The sequence below is a fragment of the Sphingomonas phyllosphaerae FA2 genome (assembly GCF_000427645.1).
Taxonomy (GTDB): Bacteria; Pseudomonadota; Alphaproteobacteria; order Sphingomonadales; family Sphingomonadaceae; genus Sphingomonas; species Sphingomonas phyllosphaerae.
Map to the genome: position 1 here is coordinate 1 of NZ_ATYK01000004.1, position 17,970 is coordinate 17,970.

Consider the following 17,970-nt stretch of genomic DNA (forward strand, 5'->3'; position numbering starts at 1 on the left):
CAGGCACCAACACCTTCACTGGGCGCACGATCATCGCGCAGGACGCGACGCTGGGTCTGGCCGGCGACGGCAGCCTCGCCACCTCGAGCGGCGTCACCGCCAACGGTACGTTCGACATCGTGCCGCATAATGGCGGCGCGTCGATCCGCACCCTCGATGGCACCGGCAATGTTGCGCTGGGCACCAACGGCCTGATCCTCACCAACGCGGCGGACCGCTTCGACGGCACGATCGCGGGCACCGGCGGTGTGACGGTCGCAGGTGGCAACCAGCAGCTCGCAGGCACCAACACCTTCACTGGGCGCACGATCATCGCGCAGGACGCGACGCTGGGTCTGGCCGGCGACGGCAGCCTCGCCACCTCGAGCGGCGTCACCGCCAACGGCACGTTCGACATTGCCCCGCATAATGGCGGCGCGTCGATCCGCACCCTCGATGGCACCGGCAATGTTGCGCTGGGCACCAACGGCCTCGTCCTGACCGACGCCGCCGACCGCTTCGACGGCACGATCGCGGGTACCGGTGGCGTGACGGTTGCGGGCGGGCGGCAGCAGTTGGCCGGTACCAACACCTACACGGGTGGCACGACCGTCGCGCGGGGGGCGGAACTGGCGGTCAGCGGCGGCAACGCGTTGGCGGACAATGGTCCGCTACGTAACGACGGCACGCTCGACCTCCTGTCGTCCGAGCAGGTCGGACCGATCAGCGGCAACGGCACAATCCGTCTGACGGGCGGCACGCTGGGCACCCGCAACGACGGCGACACGCTTTATGCCGGCACGATCACCGGCACCGGCGGCTTGACCAAGACCGGGAGCGGGATCCTTGCGCTGAGCGGCGACAACGACATGACCGGCGGCCTGACGATCGCGGAAGGTACCGTGGCAGTCGCGCGGGCCGCGAACCTGGGCAATGGACCGATCACGATCGATGCGGCCACGCTGGCGACGGCGGGGAACCTATCGACGGGCAATGCGGTCGTGCTGACCGATGCCACCAGCGGCATCGACACGCTGGGTCATGACGTGACGCTGACCGGGGCCGTGTCCGGCGACGGTACGCTCAACAAGCTGGGCAACGGCACGTTGACGCTGACGGGGGTCAATTCGCAGAACGGCATCAACGTGCGCGGCGGCACGCTTGCCTTCAGCTCGGACGCCGCGCTCGGCAAGGCCGGCAGCGTCGTCACGATCGAAGACAACACCACGCTGCGCACGCTGGCCGACATGACGATCGCGCATGCGATCCAGGTCCAGAACACCAAGCTGGCCGCGTTCGACACGGGCGCGCACGACATCACGGTGTCGGGCAACATCCTGGGCTCGGGCATCGTGCAGAAGACGGGTTCGGGCACGCTGACGCTGACCGGCACGAACAGCCAAGTCGTGATCGACGTTCTGGGCGGGCGTCTGCTGGCAACCCAGCAGTCGGCGATCGGTGCGGCGGGTGGCGACATCTATTTGCGCAAGGACAGCCGCTTCTCCGCGGGTGCTGACATGGCGATTACCCAGAATGTCCATGTCACCGGCACGAACGCGGTGATGGATACCGGCGACAGCATCGTTCGCCTGACGGGAACGCTCGACGGCGATCAGTGCCTGATCAAGCAGGGTGCCGGGCAACTCAACCTGCTCGCCGCCGCCAGCAATGCGATCGGTGCCTGTGTCCAGCAGGGGACGCTGAGCTTCAACAACAGCTTCGCCGGCAACGTGTGGGTAGATAAGGACGGCACCGCCGGCGGTTCCGGCGCGATCAACGGCAGCATGGAAGTGCGCGGCACGCTGGCCCCCGGCAACTCGCCGGGTCGCCTGGTGGTGTCGGGCAGCGTCACGCAGTTCGCAGGCAGCACGTTCGCCGTCGACGTCGATGGCGCGACCGCGGGCCTGGGTGCCGGCCATTACGACACGTTGGTGCTCAACGGGGCGGGCAGCGTCTATACCGCGGCGGGCACGATCGCACCAAAGCTGCGCGGGATCACCGGTGATGCCAGCAACAGCTACACCCCGGCGATTGGCCAGACCTTCACCGTGGTCACGGCGCAGGGCGGTGTCACCGGCAGCTACACCGGCCTGACGCAGCCGAGCGCGGGGCTGGCGCCCAACAGCCGCTTCGACGTGCTGTACGCCCCCAATGCCGTGGTGCTGACGGTGACGGCGGCCAGCTACGCCCGACTGTTCGACGGGACCAACGGCAACGCGGCCAGCGTCGGTGCCGCGGTCGACAGCTTCCGCGGCGCGGCCGGTGTCCGCGACACCAGCGGCAAGGGCACGTTCGCGACCGGCCTGATGGCCCTGTCGCCCGAACAGCTCGGCCGGACGCTCAGCCAGAGCTCGGGCGAGATCTACGCCGATGCGATGGACGCAGTGGTGCAGAGCAGCCGCCTGACGCGTACCAGCGTGTCGGATCACCTGCTCGACACCGCCGTGAGCGGACTGACCGGCAGCGACACGCCGATCAGCCAGCGCTTGTGGGGCACGATTGCCGGCGCGACGCAGCAGATCGATGGCGACGGCTTCGGCCAAGGCTATCGCGGCACCGGCACCACGATGACGGTCGGTATCGACAAGAGCGTCTCGGACGGGGCGATGATCGGCGGCGGTGTTTCCTACGCCCGCTCCAACGCCTCGGCGAACGGGCTCGGTCAGGCGCGGATGAACAGCTACCAGTTGCTCGCATACGCGCAGTGGCAGGGTGACGGCATCTACGCCAATGCGATCGTCTCCAGCGGGATCGATCGCTACAAGGTGTCGCGTGCGGTTCAGTTGTCGAACGATACGGCGCGGTTGTCGGCCACGCCGCGCGGCGCCTCGATCGGCGGCGATCTGGAGATCGGCGCGCCGGTCCGGCTCGGTCGCCTCGATCTGACCCCCGCGATCGGTCTGGCCTATGACCGGCTCGATCGCCGCGCGCTCGACGAGCGTGGCGATGCGATCACCGCGCTTTCGACCGGGACCGATCGCCGCGAGGCGTTCCAGCTACGCAGCGGCGCACGCCTGTCGACCAGCTTCGACCTGGGCGGGGCGCAGGTGCGGCCCTATGCCTCGGCCTTTGCGGTTCGGGAACTGGCCGATGCGTACAGCACGATCGATCCCACGCTGTACGGCCAGCGCTTCTCGGTGCGCGCCGCCAATGCCGGCGATACCGCGTTCCGCGGTGCGGTCGGCGTCGACGTCGCGGTGACGCCGGCGGTCAGCCTGCGGGCGAGCTATCGCTACGGCGATGCGGCCAATGCGCAGAGCAACACCTATGCCGGCGGGATCAGCGTTCGCTGGTAACCGATGCCCCGGCCGTCCATGATCGGGCGGCCGGGCCATCCCCGGTAAGAAGAGACGGATGAAGACGATGATCGACAAGGTTGCGGCACTGGCGCTGACGGTGGCGATGCTCGCCACGACACCCGCGGTCGCCGGACAGGCCGAGGCAGCGCCGAAGGTCTACGGCTCGGACCGCAATTTCGAGGCGTGGAACCTGCATTGCGAGACGCGCACCGATGCCAAGCCGCACGTCCGTATCTGCGGCCTGATGTCGACGGTCACGCTGAAGAACGATGCCGGCGCGTCCGCGGTGGCGCTGAAGCTGATGCTTCGCTCCGTTCCCGGCGAGACGGGGCGGCAATTGTCGGTCGATGTGCCGATCAGCGCGTGGTTGCCGGAAGGCGTCCGGTTGACCCATGCGGGCAAGGAACTGGTGCGGCTGCCCTTCGTGGCCTGTCGCCCCGACAGCTGTCAGGCCGGGGCGGTGCTGAGCCCCGACCAGCTCGCCGCGCTTGGTGCGATCGCCGATCAGGCAGATGCGACCTACCAGCTTCAGACCCGCAAGACGGTAACACTCACCTTCTCGATGCGAGGTTTCGCCGGGGGCGCGGCGGCGCTGGAAAAGAGCTTGAGCGAGGGCGTTTGAAGCCTCGCCGGGCGGCATCGTAGAACGCTAGAACACCACGTCGAACGCGACGCTCAGCCGTTCTCCGCGCGCGAACGGGCGGGTGCCGTGGAACAGATAGCTGGGGAACAGCGCCAGCCGCCCCGGTCGCGGTGCGATCGTCGTCAGCGGCTCCAGCGCGAGACCGAGGGCATCGGGCGGACAGCCGAGTTCCAGCCATCCCTCGCGATCGCCCTCGTCCAGCCCGTCGGGCAGCGCGACGTACATCGCCGAGCTGAGCACGCCCGCGGTATGGATATGGCTGACGTGGAAGCCCGCATCGGTCAGCCGCACCGACCACGACCCCGCGAGCTTCGGTGTCGCGTCGCGGTACCTCAGCAGCGGGTGCGCGGCGTCACGTGGCGGCAGTGCGGCGAGATGCGCGGCGATCGCCTCGTGCAACCGCGCGCGCAATGCCCGCAACGCCGGCTCGGTGCGTTCCAGCAATCGTCCGCGCGTCTGCGTGCCGGTGCGCAGCGACTGGCCAATCGGATGTGCACGCGCACGGTGCAGCGAACGGAGCAGCGTCGCGAGTTCGTCCAGCGTCGTAGCCGATAATTCGAGGTCGATCGCCGCGATCAGCCCCGCTTGTCCGCTCAGCCATGCGTGGCGCGCGTCTCCGGTCAGCCGCCATGCCAGATCGCGATACGCCCACGCCGCGACATCGTCGGGCGCGGTCGCCAACCGTTCGTCGAGCAAGCTGGCCGCGCGCGTCGGGTCGCCCGCGGCCAGCGCGCGTCGCGCCGCCGGCACCGCCGCCTCGGAATGCCCCGCCACGCGCGCCAGAGCCGCATCGGCGCGCGCGCCGTCGCGCGCCTCGACCGCGATCGTCGCCTCGGCGAGCCATAGTTCAGGCGTATCGGGCAGGTCGGCACGCGCCGCTGCGATCGCCGCGAGCGCCTCGCTATGCCGTTCGGCGCGCGCCAGCGTCCGCCAGTGCGACAGATGCAGCGCCAGATCGCGCGGGCGTTGCGTCAGCGCGGCGCGATAGCCCGTGGTCAGCAGCGCCCCCTCCCCTGCCTCGGAACGCATCCGCGCCAGTTCCTCCTGCGCCTCGATCCAGTCGGGGAATTGCGCGACCGCATTGGCGAGCAGCGCCGCGCCTTTCGGATCGCCCTCCGCCTCCAGCGCATTGGCCAGCCCCAGCAGCACATCGCGGTCCCCTGCCCCGGCTGCGATGCAGCGCTGGAACAATGCCGCCGCGTCGGCCTCGCCGCGCTCCAGCGCCACCCGCGCCCGGCCATACAGGCTCACCGCGCGCGTCGGCTGAAGCGCCAGCGCGCGGTCGAACGCTGCCGCGGCATCGTCGAGCCGCCCCATGGCGCGCAGCACGATCGCGCGCTGGCTGTGCGCGGCGGCATGGTCGGGGTGGGTGCGCAGCACGTCGTCGAGCGCCGCCAGCGCCTCCGCTTGGCGCCCCAGCCGGTGCAGCACCACCGCGCGATGGTAGCGCGCCTCGACGAACGCCGCGCCCCCGAACCGCACCGCCGCTTCATAATGGTCGAGCGCACGGTGGAGCGCGCCGCTGTCGAGCAGCAGGTTGGCGTAATTGTTGTGCACCTGCGCGTCGCGAGGTGCCCCGGCCAGCGCGCGCCGGAACAATGCGTCGGCGCGCGCCGCATCGCCGCGCCGCCGCGCGACCAGCGCCAGCAGGTGGCAGGCCGCGGGCTGCTCGCCCTGCGTCGCGATCAGTTGCGTCAGGTCGCGGTCGGCGTCCTCCAGCCGTCCGGCGCGGAAGGCGGCTTCGGCACGGGCGAGGAGCGGCAAGCTGTTCGACATCGGGGTAAGATTGCACGCGCGACCGCCGCCCTGTCCATGCCCCTGCCCTTGATCGCATCGCCGGTGTCGGGAAAGATGCGGGGGATGACCGCCCCTCTGCCCCTGTTCGATCTCAACCCCGCGCTGGATGCGTCGGCGCTGGCGGTGCAATTCGCCGCGACCCGCCGTCTTCAGATCCGCGACCTGCTGACCGAGCGCTCGGCCGAGGTGCTCGCCGAGGTCGTGCAGCGCCAGACCCCCTATGGCTTGGCATGGCGCGAGGCGGGCGCCGCGCCGCAGTCGCTGCGCGCCGAGGCAATCCGGTCGCTCGCCCCGGCGCGCGCCAACGAGATGTGGCAGGGTGCGGCGGGCGCGGTCGGGCGCGGCGACTATGGCTTCGTCTATGCGCAATATCCGATGCTGGATGCCTATCTGCAACGCTGGGTACCGGGGCATCCGCTCGAGCTGCTGCTCGAACACATAAACGCGCCCGCCTTCCTCGACTTCATCCGCGCGGTCACCGGCATTCCCGAGCTGATCAAGGCCGATGCGCAGGCGACCCTGTTCGCGCCCAATCATTTCCTGGCGGTCCACGACGATCGCGGCACGAACGACGAGGCGCGGCGGGTCGCCTATGTGCTGGGCCTGTCGCGTGACTGGCGGCCCGATTGGGGCGGCTATCTGACCTTCCTCGACGACGACGACGACATCATCGCCGGCTATCGCCCGCGCTTCAACAGCCTGAACATCTTCGAGGTGCCGCAGCGCCATAACGTCACGTTCGTCCCGCCGTTCGCGCCGGTCGGGCGCTTCGCGGTGACCGGCTGGTTCCGCGACCGATGATTGACTCCGCGACGCTGGCGCTGAACCCGGCGCTCGACTGGGATGCGTTGCGCGCGCGCTTTGCGGCGGACGGGCGCGTACGAATCCGCGACCTGCTGGCGGGCGACGCCGCCGAGCGGCTTCACGCCGCGCTGCGCGGGCGTGACGACTGGCGACAGGTCATCAACAGCGGCGATAAGGTGTTCGAGCTGGATCGCGCCACGCGCGCGGCGATGGCGCCTGCGCAAGCCGCCGCGCTCGACGAGGCGGTGCGCAACGGCGCGCGGCACGGCTTCCAATATCGCTACGAAACGCTGCGGCTGAGCGACGGCGATGGCGACGGTCCGGCCGGCGACCCGGCGCTGTCACCTTTCACGCGCTGGCTGTCGGAAGGCCCCGCGCGTGCGGCGCTCCGCCGTCTGGTCGGCGCGCCCGACATCGCCTTTGCCGACGGACAGGCGACCGCTTATGCGCCCGGCGATTTCCTGACCGGGCATACCGACGCGGTCCCCGGCAAGGCGCGCCGTGCGGCCTATGTGCTGGGGCTCAACCCCGAATGGCGGGTTGAATGGGGCGGGCTGCTGCTGTTCCACGGCGACGACGGGTGGGTGACCGGCGTCGCCCCCGGTTTCAACACGCTCGACGTCTTCGCGGTGCCGCAGGTCCACAGCGTCTCGCGCGTCGCACCCGAGGCCCCGTATCGCCGCTATGCGATCACCGGCTGGCTGCGGGGCGCGCGAACGCCCGGCTGACAGGTCGACGGTCATACCTGTCGACACGTCTGCGGTGACGAGCGCGGTCGATCGAAGCGGAAACATCACCCGGCGCGGCTCCGCGGTAATCCCTCGAAGCGCCGCACGCACACTGGCGCTGCCGCTGCCGGGATGCGATGCAGGGGTAACGATACAGGCGGGAGGATCGACATGGCAGCGGCGACGGTGACGGCGCATCGACGGCTCACCCCGCAAACCCCGCGCGAGTGGTTGCTGTGGGGCGCGATCACCTTGCTCGGCGCGGGAGCGCTCGGCGTCGTTGCGCTCCACCGGGGCGAGCCGGTCAACGCGTTGTGGATCGTTACCGCCGCGCTGTGTACCTATCTCGTCGCCTACCGCTTCTACGCCTTGTTCATCGCCACCCGCGTCGCGCAGGTCGACCCCACGCGCGCCACCCCGGCGCAGCGGCGTGCCGACGGGCTCGACTTCGTCCCGACCGACCGCAACGTGCTGTTCGGGCATCACTTCGCCGCGATCGCGGGTGCCGGGCCGCTGGTCGGGCCGGTGCTCGCGGCGCAGATGGGCTATCTCCCCGGCACGCTCTGGCTGCTGGTCGGAGTGGTGTTCGCGGGCGCGGTGCAGGATTTCCTGATCCTGTTCTGCTCGACGCGCCGCGACGCGCGCTCGCTCGGCGACATGATCCGCACCGAAATGGGGCGCGTCCCCGGCACGATCGCGCTCATCGGGGTGCTCGCGATCATGGTCATTCTGCTCGCGGTGCTGGCGCTGGTCGTCGTCAAGGCGCTCGCCGACAGCCCGTGGGGGACCTTCACCGTCGCCGCGACGATCCCGATCGCCTTGTTCATGGGCCTCTACGGCCGCTTCCTCCGCCCCGGCCGGATCGCCGAAATGTCGGGGATCGGCTTCGTATTGCTGATGGCCGCGATCTTCGGCGGGCAGCAGGTTGCCGCCTCCCCTGCCCTCGCGCCATTGTTCACGCTGACCGGGCCGACGCTCGCGCTCGCGCTGATGGCGTACGGCTTCATCGCCTCGGTGGTGCCGGTGTGGCTGCTGCTCGCGCCGCGCGACTATCTGTCGACCTTCCTCAAGATCGGGGTGATCGCGGGGCTCGCGCTCGGCATCCTGATCGTCCGGCCCACGCTGCAGATGCCCGCGGTGACGCATTTCATCGACGGCACCGGCCCGGCGTTCGCGGGCGCGCTGTTCCCGTTCCTGTTTATTACGATCGCGTGCGGCGCGGTGTCCGGCTTCCACGCGCTGATCGCCAGCGGCACCACGCCCAAGATGATCGCGACCGAAGGCGACCTGCGCTTCATCGGTTACGGCGCGATGCTGACCGAAAGCTTCGTCGCGGTGATGGCGCTGATCGCGGCGTGCGTGCTCGACCCGGCGGTCTATTTCGCGATGAACGCGCCAGCCGCGCTGATCGGCACCGATGTCGCCAGCGCCGCGCAGGCGATCGGCCAATGGGGCTTCCAGATCCAGCCCGAGGCGCTGACCCAGATCGCGCGCGACGTCGGCGAGGGCACGATCCTGAGCCGCGCGGGCGGCGCGCCGACGCTGGCGGTGGGGATGGCGCACATCCTCAGCCGCGTGATCGGCGGGCAAGCGCTGATGGCCTTCTGGTACCATTTTGCGATCCTGTTCGAGGCGTTGTTCATCCTCACCACCGTCGACGCCGGCACGCGCGTGGCGCGCTTCATGATCCAGGACCTGCTCGGCAGCGTCATCCCGGCGATGCGCGCGACCGAGAAGCTCGCGCCGAACCTGATCGCGACCGCGCTGGCGGTCGGGGCGTGGGGCTGGTTCCTGTATCAAGGCGTCACCGATCCGCTCGGCGGCATCAACACGTTGTGGCCGCTGTTCGGTATCTCGAACCAGATGCTGGCGGCGATCGCGCTGACGCTGGCGACCGTGATCCTGTTCCGCATGAAGCGGCAACGCTACGCATGGGTGACGATCGCGCCGACGATCTGGCTGCTGATCTGCACGCTGACCGCGGGGTGGCAGAAGCTGTTCCACCCCGATTCGCGGATCGGCTTCCTGTCGCACGCCGACAAGTTCGCGATCGCGCTGCGCGAGGGCCGGCTGCTCGCCCCGGCGAAGACCCCCGCCGACATGGCGCGGATCGTCTTCAACGACCGCGTCGACGCCGCGGTGTGCGCGTTCTTCGTCGTGCTGGTGCTGGCGATCGTGGTCTACGGGGTGGCGGTGGCGCGGCGTGCGCTGGCCAGCGACCGCCCGACCGCACAGGAAATCGGGCAGGAGGCTGGCGATGTCGTGGTGGCGTAAGGCGGCGCAAACCGCGCGGCTGATGGTCGGCGTCCCCGATTACGACGCCTACCTCGCACACCGCGCCGCGCATCACCCCGGCGAGCCGGTGCTGAGCCGTACCGACTTCCACCGTGACCGGATCGATCGCCGTTACGGCACCGGCAAGGGCGCGCCGCCGCGCTGTTGCTGAAGCGGTCTGACGGTCGTCCGATTGCGGCGGGGCCGCGCCAGCCTAGATTGGCAGCAATGCGAGCGGGAGGACGGGGATGCGGCCGAACATCGTCTGGGGCGTGATCGCGGGGGTGGCGTTGCTGGCGGTCGGCTGGCTGCTCGGACGACAGACCGGCCCCTCCCCTGCCCCACCGGCGGACGGCGTGAAGGTGGTCGCGGCGCATCCGGCCGATGCGCCCGCGCCGCCGACGGTCGCGCGCGCCGACCCGCACGCCGGGCCGACTCCTGCGGCGACCGCGACCGGTGCGCCCGCGCGCATCCCCGATGACGACACCCTGCGCCAGACGCTTCCCGACCCAGCGATGTCCGCGAACGCCTTGTATCGCCGGCTCCGTGCCGAGCCGATCGACGCCGCGGCCGCCGCGCGGATGCAGCGCGTGATCGACGCGGGGCTGGTCAAGGTGCCGTATCTCGATCGCGACAAGCTGCGCGTGCACTGCGCGACGACGCTGTGCGAGATCCACGGTGACTTCGTGGCCGGCGCCAGCACCGACAATGTCAATGTCGCGATGCAGGGCTTGCAGGGCGGCGCCTTGCGGGAGGGGCTGAACGCCGCCGGGCTGGAGATCGCGCTGGGCTCGTTCGGTAGTGACGGCTTCACGATCTACACCCAGCCGCATTCCTAATCTTCATGTCGAGGTGTCGACGTGTCGGATTGTCTGGCGGGCGGCGTTTGTAGAGGAGGGATTGGTTCACGCGGAGGCGCGGAGGCGCAGAGAGGGTGCCGGACGACGCAGTGCGAGGTCGTCTTCCGCGGGCGTCGGGGCGTGATGGCGCTATCGGTAGCCGTCATCGTGACGCAGCGCTCCGCATGACGATCGGGATGTTCTGCCTGCGATCGTCGGCAGCTCGGCCGATCGACATTGCCTGAAGGGGTATCGGTGCTTCTGCACCAAAGACTCCCTCGATCGTCGCCCCGGACTTGATCCGGGGCCCCACTTCTTCGCGATCCGGGCAAAAGGCGCGATCCCGACGCGACGTGCTCCCGACCACCGCCGAACGATCGGAAAGGCGGTCCCGGTTCTCGCAGCCGGGTGAGGCAGGCGCGAGACCTCCGCGTCTCCGCGCCTCCGCGTGAGAACCTCTGCCCTTTCGGCTCGGAATGGAGTGCTGTTGGCGGATCGCCATTTCACCGAGGTAGAGAGCCCGACCGCCCGGTCGTCAGCGCCTGATCGTGCGAGCGGGCGAGAGCTCCCCACCCCTCCTCCGGGCACCATGATGACGATCGGCCGGCCTGAGCAACCGTTCGTGGCGCAATTCCCGCGTCCCGCGATGTAGACGACATGTCGATAACACGACATGTCGACATGCGATGATGGCGTGATCCGTAAGGTTATGCTGGCCCCGCCGCGCACCGCCTCGCCGGGCGGTAGCACGATCGGTGCCCTCCCCTCCTCCGGCATCTCTGTCGCGAATTGTGATGGCGGGGGCCGGCATGAGCAACCGTCCGCGAGGCGCGTTCCATCGCTCGCGGTGCAGGCAACATGTCGATGACCCGACATGTCGACATGTGCTGATGTCGTGACGCGAAAGGTAATGCTGGCCTTGCTGCGCACCGCCAAGCGGAGCGCTCCTCTGCCCTCACCGCCGGCGTCGAAGGTAACCGAGCGCGGCCAGCATGGCCGGCGTTCCTCAGGTCACCGTGTCGATCCGCCAGCACGTCAGGATGTCGACACCTCGACGCCTCGACATCCATCGTTCTGGAACCCCATTGCCGTGATCATAGCGTAGCCGGACGACGCTCGGCATCCAGATCGGCGCCCGCACCTAAGTCAGCTCGATGCCAAGCGGGCCGGTGCGGCGAGCGCAACACCTCCGCGTCCTCTGCGCCTCCGCGTGACCCAACCTTCTTCAGCGTCTCGATAGCCACCGACCGATCGATCAGCCTCCAGTCCTGTTCGTGGAGCCCCCGCCCCTCAACTGCCCGGCACACGCCGATGCCCCTCTCTCCGCGCGGGTCGCCATTACGACCTCGGCGAAGGCCGGGGGAAGCCATCCAGGGCGTCCTGATCCAACACTGGATTACTTCGCTTCGCTCGCAATAACGCGTCGTGCTGTCGACCCCATAGCGCCCGTCGTTGGCCGTACATGTCGACGGCTCGACGCGCAGACACCAATACGATCCCATCAAGTGACAGAGCAATTGGAGTATGTGTCCGTTCGCCGTTGGATGCCTCGATGCGCACGCAGCGATCACCTGCACTGTCGACGTGTCGTAATGTCGACACGGTCGCTAAAATGTAGGCCGGTGCCACCCCGCGGCGCGCCCCCAACCTGCCAAGGCGACGCCTCACTTCAGCAAAACCGGTCGGCATGTCGACAGCTCGACACCCCGACATATCCCCTTCCCTCTGCGGCCGGCGCGGCCCTACAACGGGGCATGGTCCCCTTCCTCCTCAAGTCGTTCGTTTCCGGGCTGCTGATCGCCGCCGCCTCGACGCTGGCGAAGCGCTATCCCGGCGTCGGCGCGTTGGTCGCGTCGCTGCCGCTCGTGTCGGTGCTCGGGATGATGTGGCTCTGGCTTGAGAAGCCCGACGCCGCGAACATGGCCGCGCACGCCGGCGCGACCTTCTGGTACGTGCTGCCGTCGCTGCCGATGTTCCTGTTGATCCCGGCGCTGCTGCGCCACGGCGTCGGCTTCTGGCCCGCGCTGGCGGCGGGCTGCGCACTGACGATTACTCTCTACACGGGGATGACGTGACTGGGCCCGCGCTTCGAGCTGTCGCTGTGATCGACGTGTCGGCGTGTAGACATGTCGTGTCCGTCATTGCGAGCGTAGCGAAGCAATCCAGAGCCGGACCAGGACGCCCTGGATTGCTTCGCTACGCTCGCAATGACCGCCTAAGTGTCGAATTTACGACACGTCGATAGGTCAATTATCCCACATGCCTACACGTAGACATAGATTTCACTACACCTCGTTTTTGCGCCACCTTCGCCAACATCCACCCGAACCGCACCACCTGCCGACGTTTGACACGCCCGCCCGCGGCCCGGTAAATCCGCGTCATGCGCACGCCACCCCCCGCGACGCTCCGCACGGCGGGGCAGGGGTTTTCCGCCCGAAAGCACGAACGCATCCGGCACGCGCGCACGGAGCCGCATCCATGACCAAGGTCATTCCGCCCCAAGGCGATCTGTTCCGGCTCGACAGCCCACTGCTCGGCGATATTCAGGGTGAGCGCACCGTCGCCGAATTCCCGTTCTTCGCGCTCACCAAGCGCGCGCAGATGGAGCCGATGACCTTCGAGAGCGAGGCGGCGCGGATCGAGATCAACCCCAGCAAGACCGGGGTGGCGACGATCTACGACAAGGAAATCCTGCTCTATATCGCCAGCATAATGGTCGGGCGGCTCGAGGCGGGGGAGACGGTCGACCGCACGCTCAGCTTCACCGCCAACGACCTGTTCCGCATGACCGGCACCAACGCCTCGGCGCGATCGTACAGCGCGCTCAAGGCGTCGCTGGCGCGGCTGCAGGGCACGCAGATCATCACCAATATCGAGACGGGCGGGGAGGGGTCGGACAGCGCTTTCTCGTGGCTGCTCAAGGCCGACATCAAATATACCAAGCTTCCCAATGGCGAACGCCGTGTGAAGCATGTCGAGGTCATGCTGTGCGACTGGCTGCACCGCGCGATCCTCACCGATCGCCGGATCGCAGCCTATCACGACGATTTCTTCAAGCTCGGCCCGATCGAGCGGCGGCTGTATGAGCTGGCGAAGTTCAATTGCGTCGACGGCGCGCGGTTCGAGATCGACGCGGTCGAGCTGGCGGGCAGAGTGGGGTGCTCGCTCGAACCGCGCTCGCTCGAAAACTTCCGCCGCACGCTGCGGGAGGTGGTCCGCAACCAGTCGATCCCCGAATATATGCTGGCGTTGACGGACCATAAGGAGCCCGGGCCCAATGGCGGGCGGCCGCGGCTGACGACGCTGGTCACGATCACGCATGACGCGGCGTTGCAGTTCGTCGGCCCGCCCGCGCCGACCGCCAGCGGCCCCGCAACGACCGACGCCTGACCCGTCCGCGCGCGCGTCGCGGGCAGGGCAGGGGGTTTCCCGCCCGAAAGCACGAACCACCCCGACGGTTTTCCGTGCGTAAGCACGAAGGCGCAACGAGGGGGCTTTTCGCTAGCGTTCGGGCGATCGAAACGCCGCTCACCACCCCGATCGGCAGCGTGCCGGTGCCACGACGCGCGATTCGCGCTGCAATCGGGCCACGCGGCGTGGCGAACACCGACTTTTCCGCCCGAAAGCACGAATGATCCGCGGGGAGATGGCGTGTCGCCGGCCCATAACCCCGGCAGTTTTCCGCCCGAAAGCACGAGCATTCGTCCGGTTTTCCGCCCGAAAGCACGAATATTCGCGCTTTCCTACATCAAGGCCGCCCGCCACAAAGACGAAGAGGAGGCGGTTGCGCAGTCGCACTGCCGATGGGGAAATTGGCTGTGAGCACATAAACGAATGCCCGGCACGAAGGCCGGGCACCCGAGATTGCTATATGGCAGCGTCGCCAAACGCTGACCGGTCCTAACAGACGACCTTCCATCTAGCGGTTTACGAACTCCGGTTCAAGGGAGCGCGCTTCGCGCCATGCTCTAGTTTTGCCTGCTGACGGCCCCTTATCCGAGGGGACGAACGATGACCTTTACCCAGACGGCCTTTACCGGGGCCACGGGGGCGCGGCCGATCACCGCGTGGTCGCGCCGGCTGGTGCGCGATCTGGAAGCGCGCGCGCCCGCCGCGGGCGCGGTCGAGCGCAACCGGCTCTATCCGGTGCTCGACGGCGTGAAGGTGGCGCTGGGGCTGGGGACGCCGGCGCTCGAGACGCTCAAGCATCTGATCGGCTTCACCCGTCCCGACGACTGGAAGGAGGGGCGCACCCCGCTCGCCTGGCCGAGCAATTACACGCTCGCCGAACTCGCCGGGGTCACCGAAAGCGCGATCAAGGCGCGGCTACGCCAGTTGCGCGCGCTCGGACTGGTCGCCGCGCACGACAGCGCGCACGGCCGCCGCACCGGGCGGCGCGATGCTTCGGGGGTGATTACCTCCGCCTATGGGCTCGACCTGTCGCCGCTCCGCATCCGCTTCGCCGAACTCGCCGCGCTCGCCGAGGCGCAGACCGCGCAGTCGCGGTTGTTCAAGGAAGGTCGGCTCGCGATCGCGCGGACGCGGCGGCTGGTCGGGCAGGTGCTCGCGCAGGCTGCCGATCTGCACCTGACCGGCGCGCACTGGTTGGCGTTGCAGGATGCGATCGACGTTATCGCCGACGAAGCCGCGACGGCCCGCAGTGCGCGCGACAGCCAGGCCTATCAGGCGGCGCTCGATCGATTGCCGGTGCTCGAGCAGACGATCGGCGCCACGATCGACACGCACATGTTTTCTGCAGAAAGTGACGCGTCGGGGTCAAAAACCGCACCCGCTATACATATACAAACCACCTCCCTTCCCAATGACTCTGTACCGAGCTTGCGACAGCGTAGTTCTGATCCGACGTGTTCCGCTCCTGCTGCGGCGTCGGTCCCGGTGTCGCCGTCGGGAAGTGTGTTCAAGGCACGGCCGGCGGATCTGCTCGCGATGTTCCCGGGGGCGGCGATGTACGTCGCGACACCGCACCCCGGCTGGCCCGACCTCCACGCCGCCGCGGCGCGGCTCCGCCACGATCTCGGCATCCGGACCGACACCTGGGTCGATGCGGTCGAGCGGCTGGGACGCGACGGCGCGGCGATCGCGATGTTCATCACCGCCGAACGCCAGGCGCGCGGCGACATCCGCGTGACGACCGGCGCCTATTTCGCGGGCATGCTGGCGAAGGCGCGCGCCGACCAGCTCGATCTGGGCAAGAGCCTGTGGGGGTTCCGCACTGACGTCCAAAAGTCTGTCGATCATTGAGGATTGGAAATCTCCCCCTGTCGACGCGCATTCATGTTGCCATGTCGACACCACGACATGTAGGGATAGCGCCATGCCGACGATCGCGATCATCAGCCAGAAGGGCGGGGCGGGGAAGACGACGCTTGCGCTGCACCTCGCCGCCGCGGCGCAGGATGCGGGCGCTGTGTCGCTCATCATCGATACCGATCCGCAGGCCACCGCCAGCCAATGGGCCGCGTGGCGGCAGGACGCGCCCCCCGAAGTGATCGACAGTCCGCCGCCCCGGCTCGCCGCCAAGGTCGCGCAGGCCGGCGAACAGGGCGCGCAGGTGATCGTCATCGACACCCCGCCGCACGCCGACAGCGCGGCGCGCGCCGCGGTCGAGATCGCCGATCTGGTGCTGATCCCGTGCCGTCCGAGCGCCTTCGATCTCGCGGCGATCCAGACCAGCGCCAAGCTGGTGCAATTGCTCCGCAAGCCTGCCTTCGTCGTGTTCAGCGCCGGCAGCCCCAATGCGCCGCGCGTCTATGCCGAGGCGGGCGAGCTGGTCGAAAGCTATGGCACCCCGGCGTGTCCGGTTCTGCTCCCCGACCGCGCCGCCTTCCGCCACGCCAGCGCCGAGGGGCGCACCGTCATGGAAGCCGAGCCGAACGGCCGCGCCGCGCAGGACGTCCGCGACCTATATAAATGGGTGTGTCGACAGCTCGACCTGCCCGCCCCCCGTTTCCGCAAGAAGGTCGCCGCATGAGCCGCAAGCCCAGTTTCGCCAACCTGCGCGGCACCGCGACCCCGACACCAGCCGTCGCACCCGCCCCGCGCGTGAAGGCGACACCCGCGCCAGCCCCGGTCGCCACTTCCGCGCCGCCCGAGCCCGCCCCCGTCTCGACCCGCCCGGTCAGCCGCGAAGGTCGCAAGCAGATCGCGGGCTTCTTCTCGCCCGACATGTCGCTGGCGATGCACATGCTTGCGCGCCGGCAGGGCCGCAGCCTCCAAGCGTTGATGGCCGAGGCGTTTAACGACGTGCTGCGCAAACATGGCGAAAGCCCGATCGGCGACTGAACGGACCCGGGGGAGAGGCGTTGACCGGGGACGCTGCCGGAGCATGACGATGACCGACCCCGACGATCTCCCCGCCGATGACGAAGCACCCGTCGATCTGCCCGAGGAACCGGCGGAGAATCTTGGCGACTTCGCCTGACGGTGCAGCCTGCCAGTGTCCGTCGCCCCGGACCGCGACGAAAAGACAACAGGATGACCATGCCGCCTTCGCCACAAGCAACCATTGAGGAATTGCTCCGTCGGATGGGAGCGGGCGACCCGCCCGAGCGCATCGCGGCGTTGGTCAGCGATGACGTCGACTGGTACGTCGCGGGCGCGGTCGATCGCGTCCCTTGGATCGGCCGCAAGTCCGGACGCGCCGGTGCCGCCGACTTCTATCGCCAGATCGGCGAACGACTCATCTCGGAGAAGGTCGAGGTTTCGGACATTCTCGCAAAGGGCGACCGCGTCGTCGTGCTGGGCGCGCTCGCCTCGCGCGTGCGCGCAACGGGCAAGCGGATCGAAACCGAATTCGTCTTCGATTTCACCGTCGAGGCTGGCGAGATCGTCCGGTTCCGAATGTTCGAGGACAGCCACGCGGTCGCGCAAGCGGTCGTCTGAACGGAAGGAGGGGGAGCCGCACCGGCTCCCCCTTACGGACCTCACACCAGCTGGCGCGTCACGCGTACCCCGCGTCCGCGGCGCAGCGCATAGCCGACCGCGCCGAAGCCGAGCAGCAGCATCGCCCACGTCGCCGGCTCGGGCACCGCGCCGCTGGTCGCGCCGGTGCTGGCGAAACGGAAGTTCGTGTCGCAGATGCCGGTGGTGCAATTGCTGTTGGCGTTGAACGCCGGCTTGGTCGTCAGCAACTGCCCGCCCGCATAGCCGTCGGCAGTTGCATTCGCCGCCGGGCCGTAGACCAGCCCGAGCCGGTCGGTCGTCGCGCTCACCACCGCGGTATAGGTCGCGCCGTCGGTCAGCGAGAGGCCGCCGAGGTCGAAATCATACCAGAAGTTCTGACGCGCCGCGCCGGCCGTCGGCGTGCCGGTCACCTGGCGGAGCACCGTCGCGCCCAGCGTGCTGCCGTCCAGCAGCGCGAAGGTCAGCGCGGCGTTGGTCTGCGCGGTGCTGATCGTCTGGAACTGGAAGCCGAACGACGTCAGCGACGTGCCGACCATCGTGAACGACTGGCCGACCGGGCCGTACTGGAAGATGCTGGTACCGCGCGAGCCGCCGGCATCGTGCACGACGGTCGCCGCCTGTGCCGGCGCCGCCATCACCCCTGCCGCGGCCAGCGCCGCCGCCATCATCACCCGCTTCAT

At 68.8% G+C, this 17,970-nt stretch carries 15 protein-coding genes; 13 read left to right on the forward strand and 2 right to left on the reverse strand.

Annotation, left to right across the window (positions count from 1 at the left end):
* Together SPHPH_RS0100005 and SPHPH_RS0100010 are read left to right on the forward strand one after the other, a co-directional pair.
* Nucleotides 1-3,275 (forward strand): autotransporter outer membrane beta-barrel domain-containing protein (locus SPHPH_RS0100005; protein WP_028964873.1); only part of this gene is annotated, 3,275 nt, incomplete at its 5' end.
* Nucleotides 3,276-3,333: 58 nt separating this feature from the next.
* Entirely contained in the window at nt 3,334-3,900 is a 567-nt protein-coding gene (locus SPHPH_RS0100010) for an invasion associated locus B family protein (RefSeq protein WP_028964874.1), read from the forward strand.
* A gap of 27 nt (nt 3,901-3,927) precedes the next feature.
* On the opposite strand, the gene SPHPH_RS18345 is transcribed toward SPHPH_RS0100010, so the two are convergent.
* Nucleotides 3,928-5,697 (reverse strand): putative 2OG-Fe(II) oxygenase, encoded by a 1,770-nt coding sequence (locus tag SPHPH_RS18345; protein WP_051272701.1) that lies wholly within the window; start codon nt 5,695-5,697, stop codon nt 3,928-3,930.
* An 84-nt stretch (nt 5,698-5,781) separates the two neighbouring features.
* Between SPHPH_RS18345 and SPHPH_RS0100020 the strand changes: the two genes are divergently transcribed.
* From SPHPH_RS0100020 to SPHPH_RS0100075, 11 genes are all read left to right on the forward strand, one after another.
* Nucleotides 5,782-6,519, forward strand: a complete 738-nt coding sequence (locus tag SPHPH_RS0100020; protein ID WP_028964875.1) for a 2OG-Fe(II) oxygenase — start codon at nt 5,782-5,784, stop codon at nt 6,517-6,519.
* Nucleotides 6,516-7,250 carry a 2OG-Fe(II) oxygenase gene (locus tag SPHPH_RS0100025; RefSeq protein WP_028964876.1) on the forward strand — a complete coding sequence of 245 codons (735 nt, stop codon included), beginning with the start codon at nt 6,516-6,518 and terminating at the stop codon, nt 7,248-7,250. The genes SPHPH_RS0100020 and SPHPH_RS0100025 overlap by 4 nt, the downstream gene beginning before the upstream one ends.
* Before the next feature lie 171 nt (nt 7,251-7,421).
* Nucleotides 7,422-9,524, forward strand: a complete 2,103-nt coding sequence (locus SPHPH_RS0100030) for a carbon starvation CstA family protein (RefSeq protein WP_051272703.1) — start codon at nt 7,422-7,424, stop codon at nt 9,522-9,524.
* The gene (locus SPHPH_RS0100035; protein WP_037487743.1) at nt 9,508-9,696 is read left to right on the forward strand and encodes a YbdD/YjiX family protein; all 189 of its coding nucleotides are present in this window, start codon (nt 9,508-9,510) and stop codon (nt 9,694-9,696) included. Before SPHPH_RS0100030 ends, SPHPH_RS0100035 begins: the two co-directional genes overlap by 17 nt.
* Before the next feature lie 76 nt (nt 9,697-9,772).
* A complete protein-coding gene (locus SPHPH_RS0100040) occupies nt 9,773-10,363 on the forward strand; it encodes a hypothetical protein (RefSeq protein ID WP_028964879.1) in 591 nt (196 codons plus the stop codon).
* A gap of 1,754 nt (nt 10,364-12,117) precedes the next feature.
* Nucleotides 12,118-12,438, forward strand: a complete 321-nt coding sequence (locus SPHPH_RS0100045; RefSeq protein WP_028964880.1) for a DUF3147 family protein — start codon at nt 12,118-12,120, stop codon at nt 12,436-12,438.
* 406 nt (nt 12,439-12,844) lie between these two features.
* Nucleotides 12,845-13,756, forward strand: a complete 912-nt coding sequence (locus SPHPH_RS18350; protein WP_081668383.1) for a replication initiator protein A — start codon at nt 12,845-12,847, stop codon at nt 13,754-13,756.
* Nucleotides 13,757-14,377: 621 nt separating this feature from the next.
* On the forward strand, nt 14,378-15,628 hold the full coding sequence (gene repC, locus SPHPH_RS0100055; RefSeq protein ID WP_028964881.1) for a plasmid replication protein RepC: 1,251 nt from the start codon (nt 14,378-14,380) through the stop codon (nt 15,626-15,628).
* A 73-nt stretch (nt 15,629-15,701) separates the two neighbouring features.
* A complete protein-coding gene (gene parA / locus SPHPH_RS0100060) occupies nt 15,702-16,358 on the forward strand; it encodes a ParA family partition ATPase (protein WP_028964882.1) in 657 nt (218 codons plus the stop codon).
* Nucleotides 16,355-16,669 (forward strand): ribbon-helix-helix domain-containing protein, encoded by a 315-nt coding sequence (locus SPHPH_RS0100065; RefSeq protein ID WP_028964883.1) that lies wholly within the window; start codon nt 16,355-16,357, stop codon nt 16,667-16,669. Before parA ends, SPHPH_RS0100065 begins: the two co-directional genes overlap by 4 nt.
* A gap of 192 nt (nt 16,670-16,861) precedes the next feature.
* The gene (locus SPHPH_RS0100075; protein WP_028964884.1) at nt 16,862-17,269 is read left to right on the forward strand and encodes a nuclear transport factor 2 family protein; all 408 of its coding nucleotides are present in this window, start codon (nt 16,862-16,864) and stop codon (nt 17,267-17,269) included.
* Nucleotides 17,270-17,310: 41 nt separating this feature from the next.
* Here SPHPH_RS0100075 and SPHPH_RS21485 read toward each other — a convergent pair whose 3' ends face one another.
* On the reverse strand, nt 17,311-17,970 hold the full coding sequence (locus SPHPH_RS21485) for a PEPxxWA-CTERM sorting domain-containing protein (protein WP_028964885.1): 660 nt from the start codon (nt 17,968-17,970) through the stop codon (nt 17,311-17,313).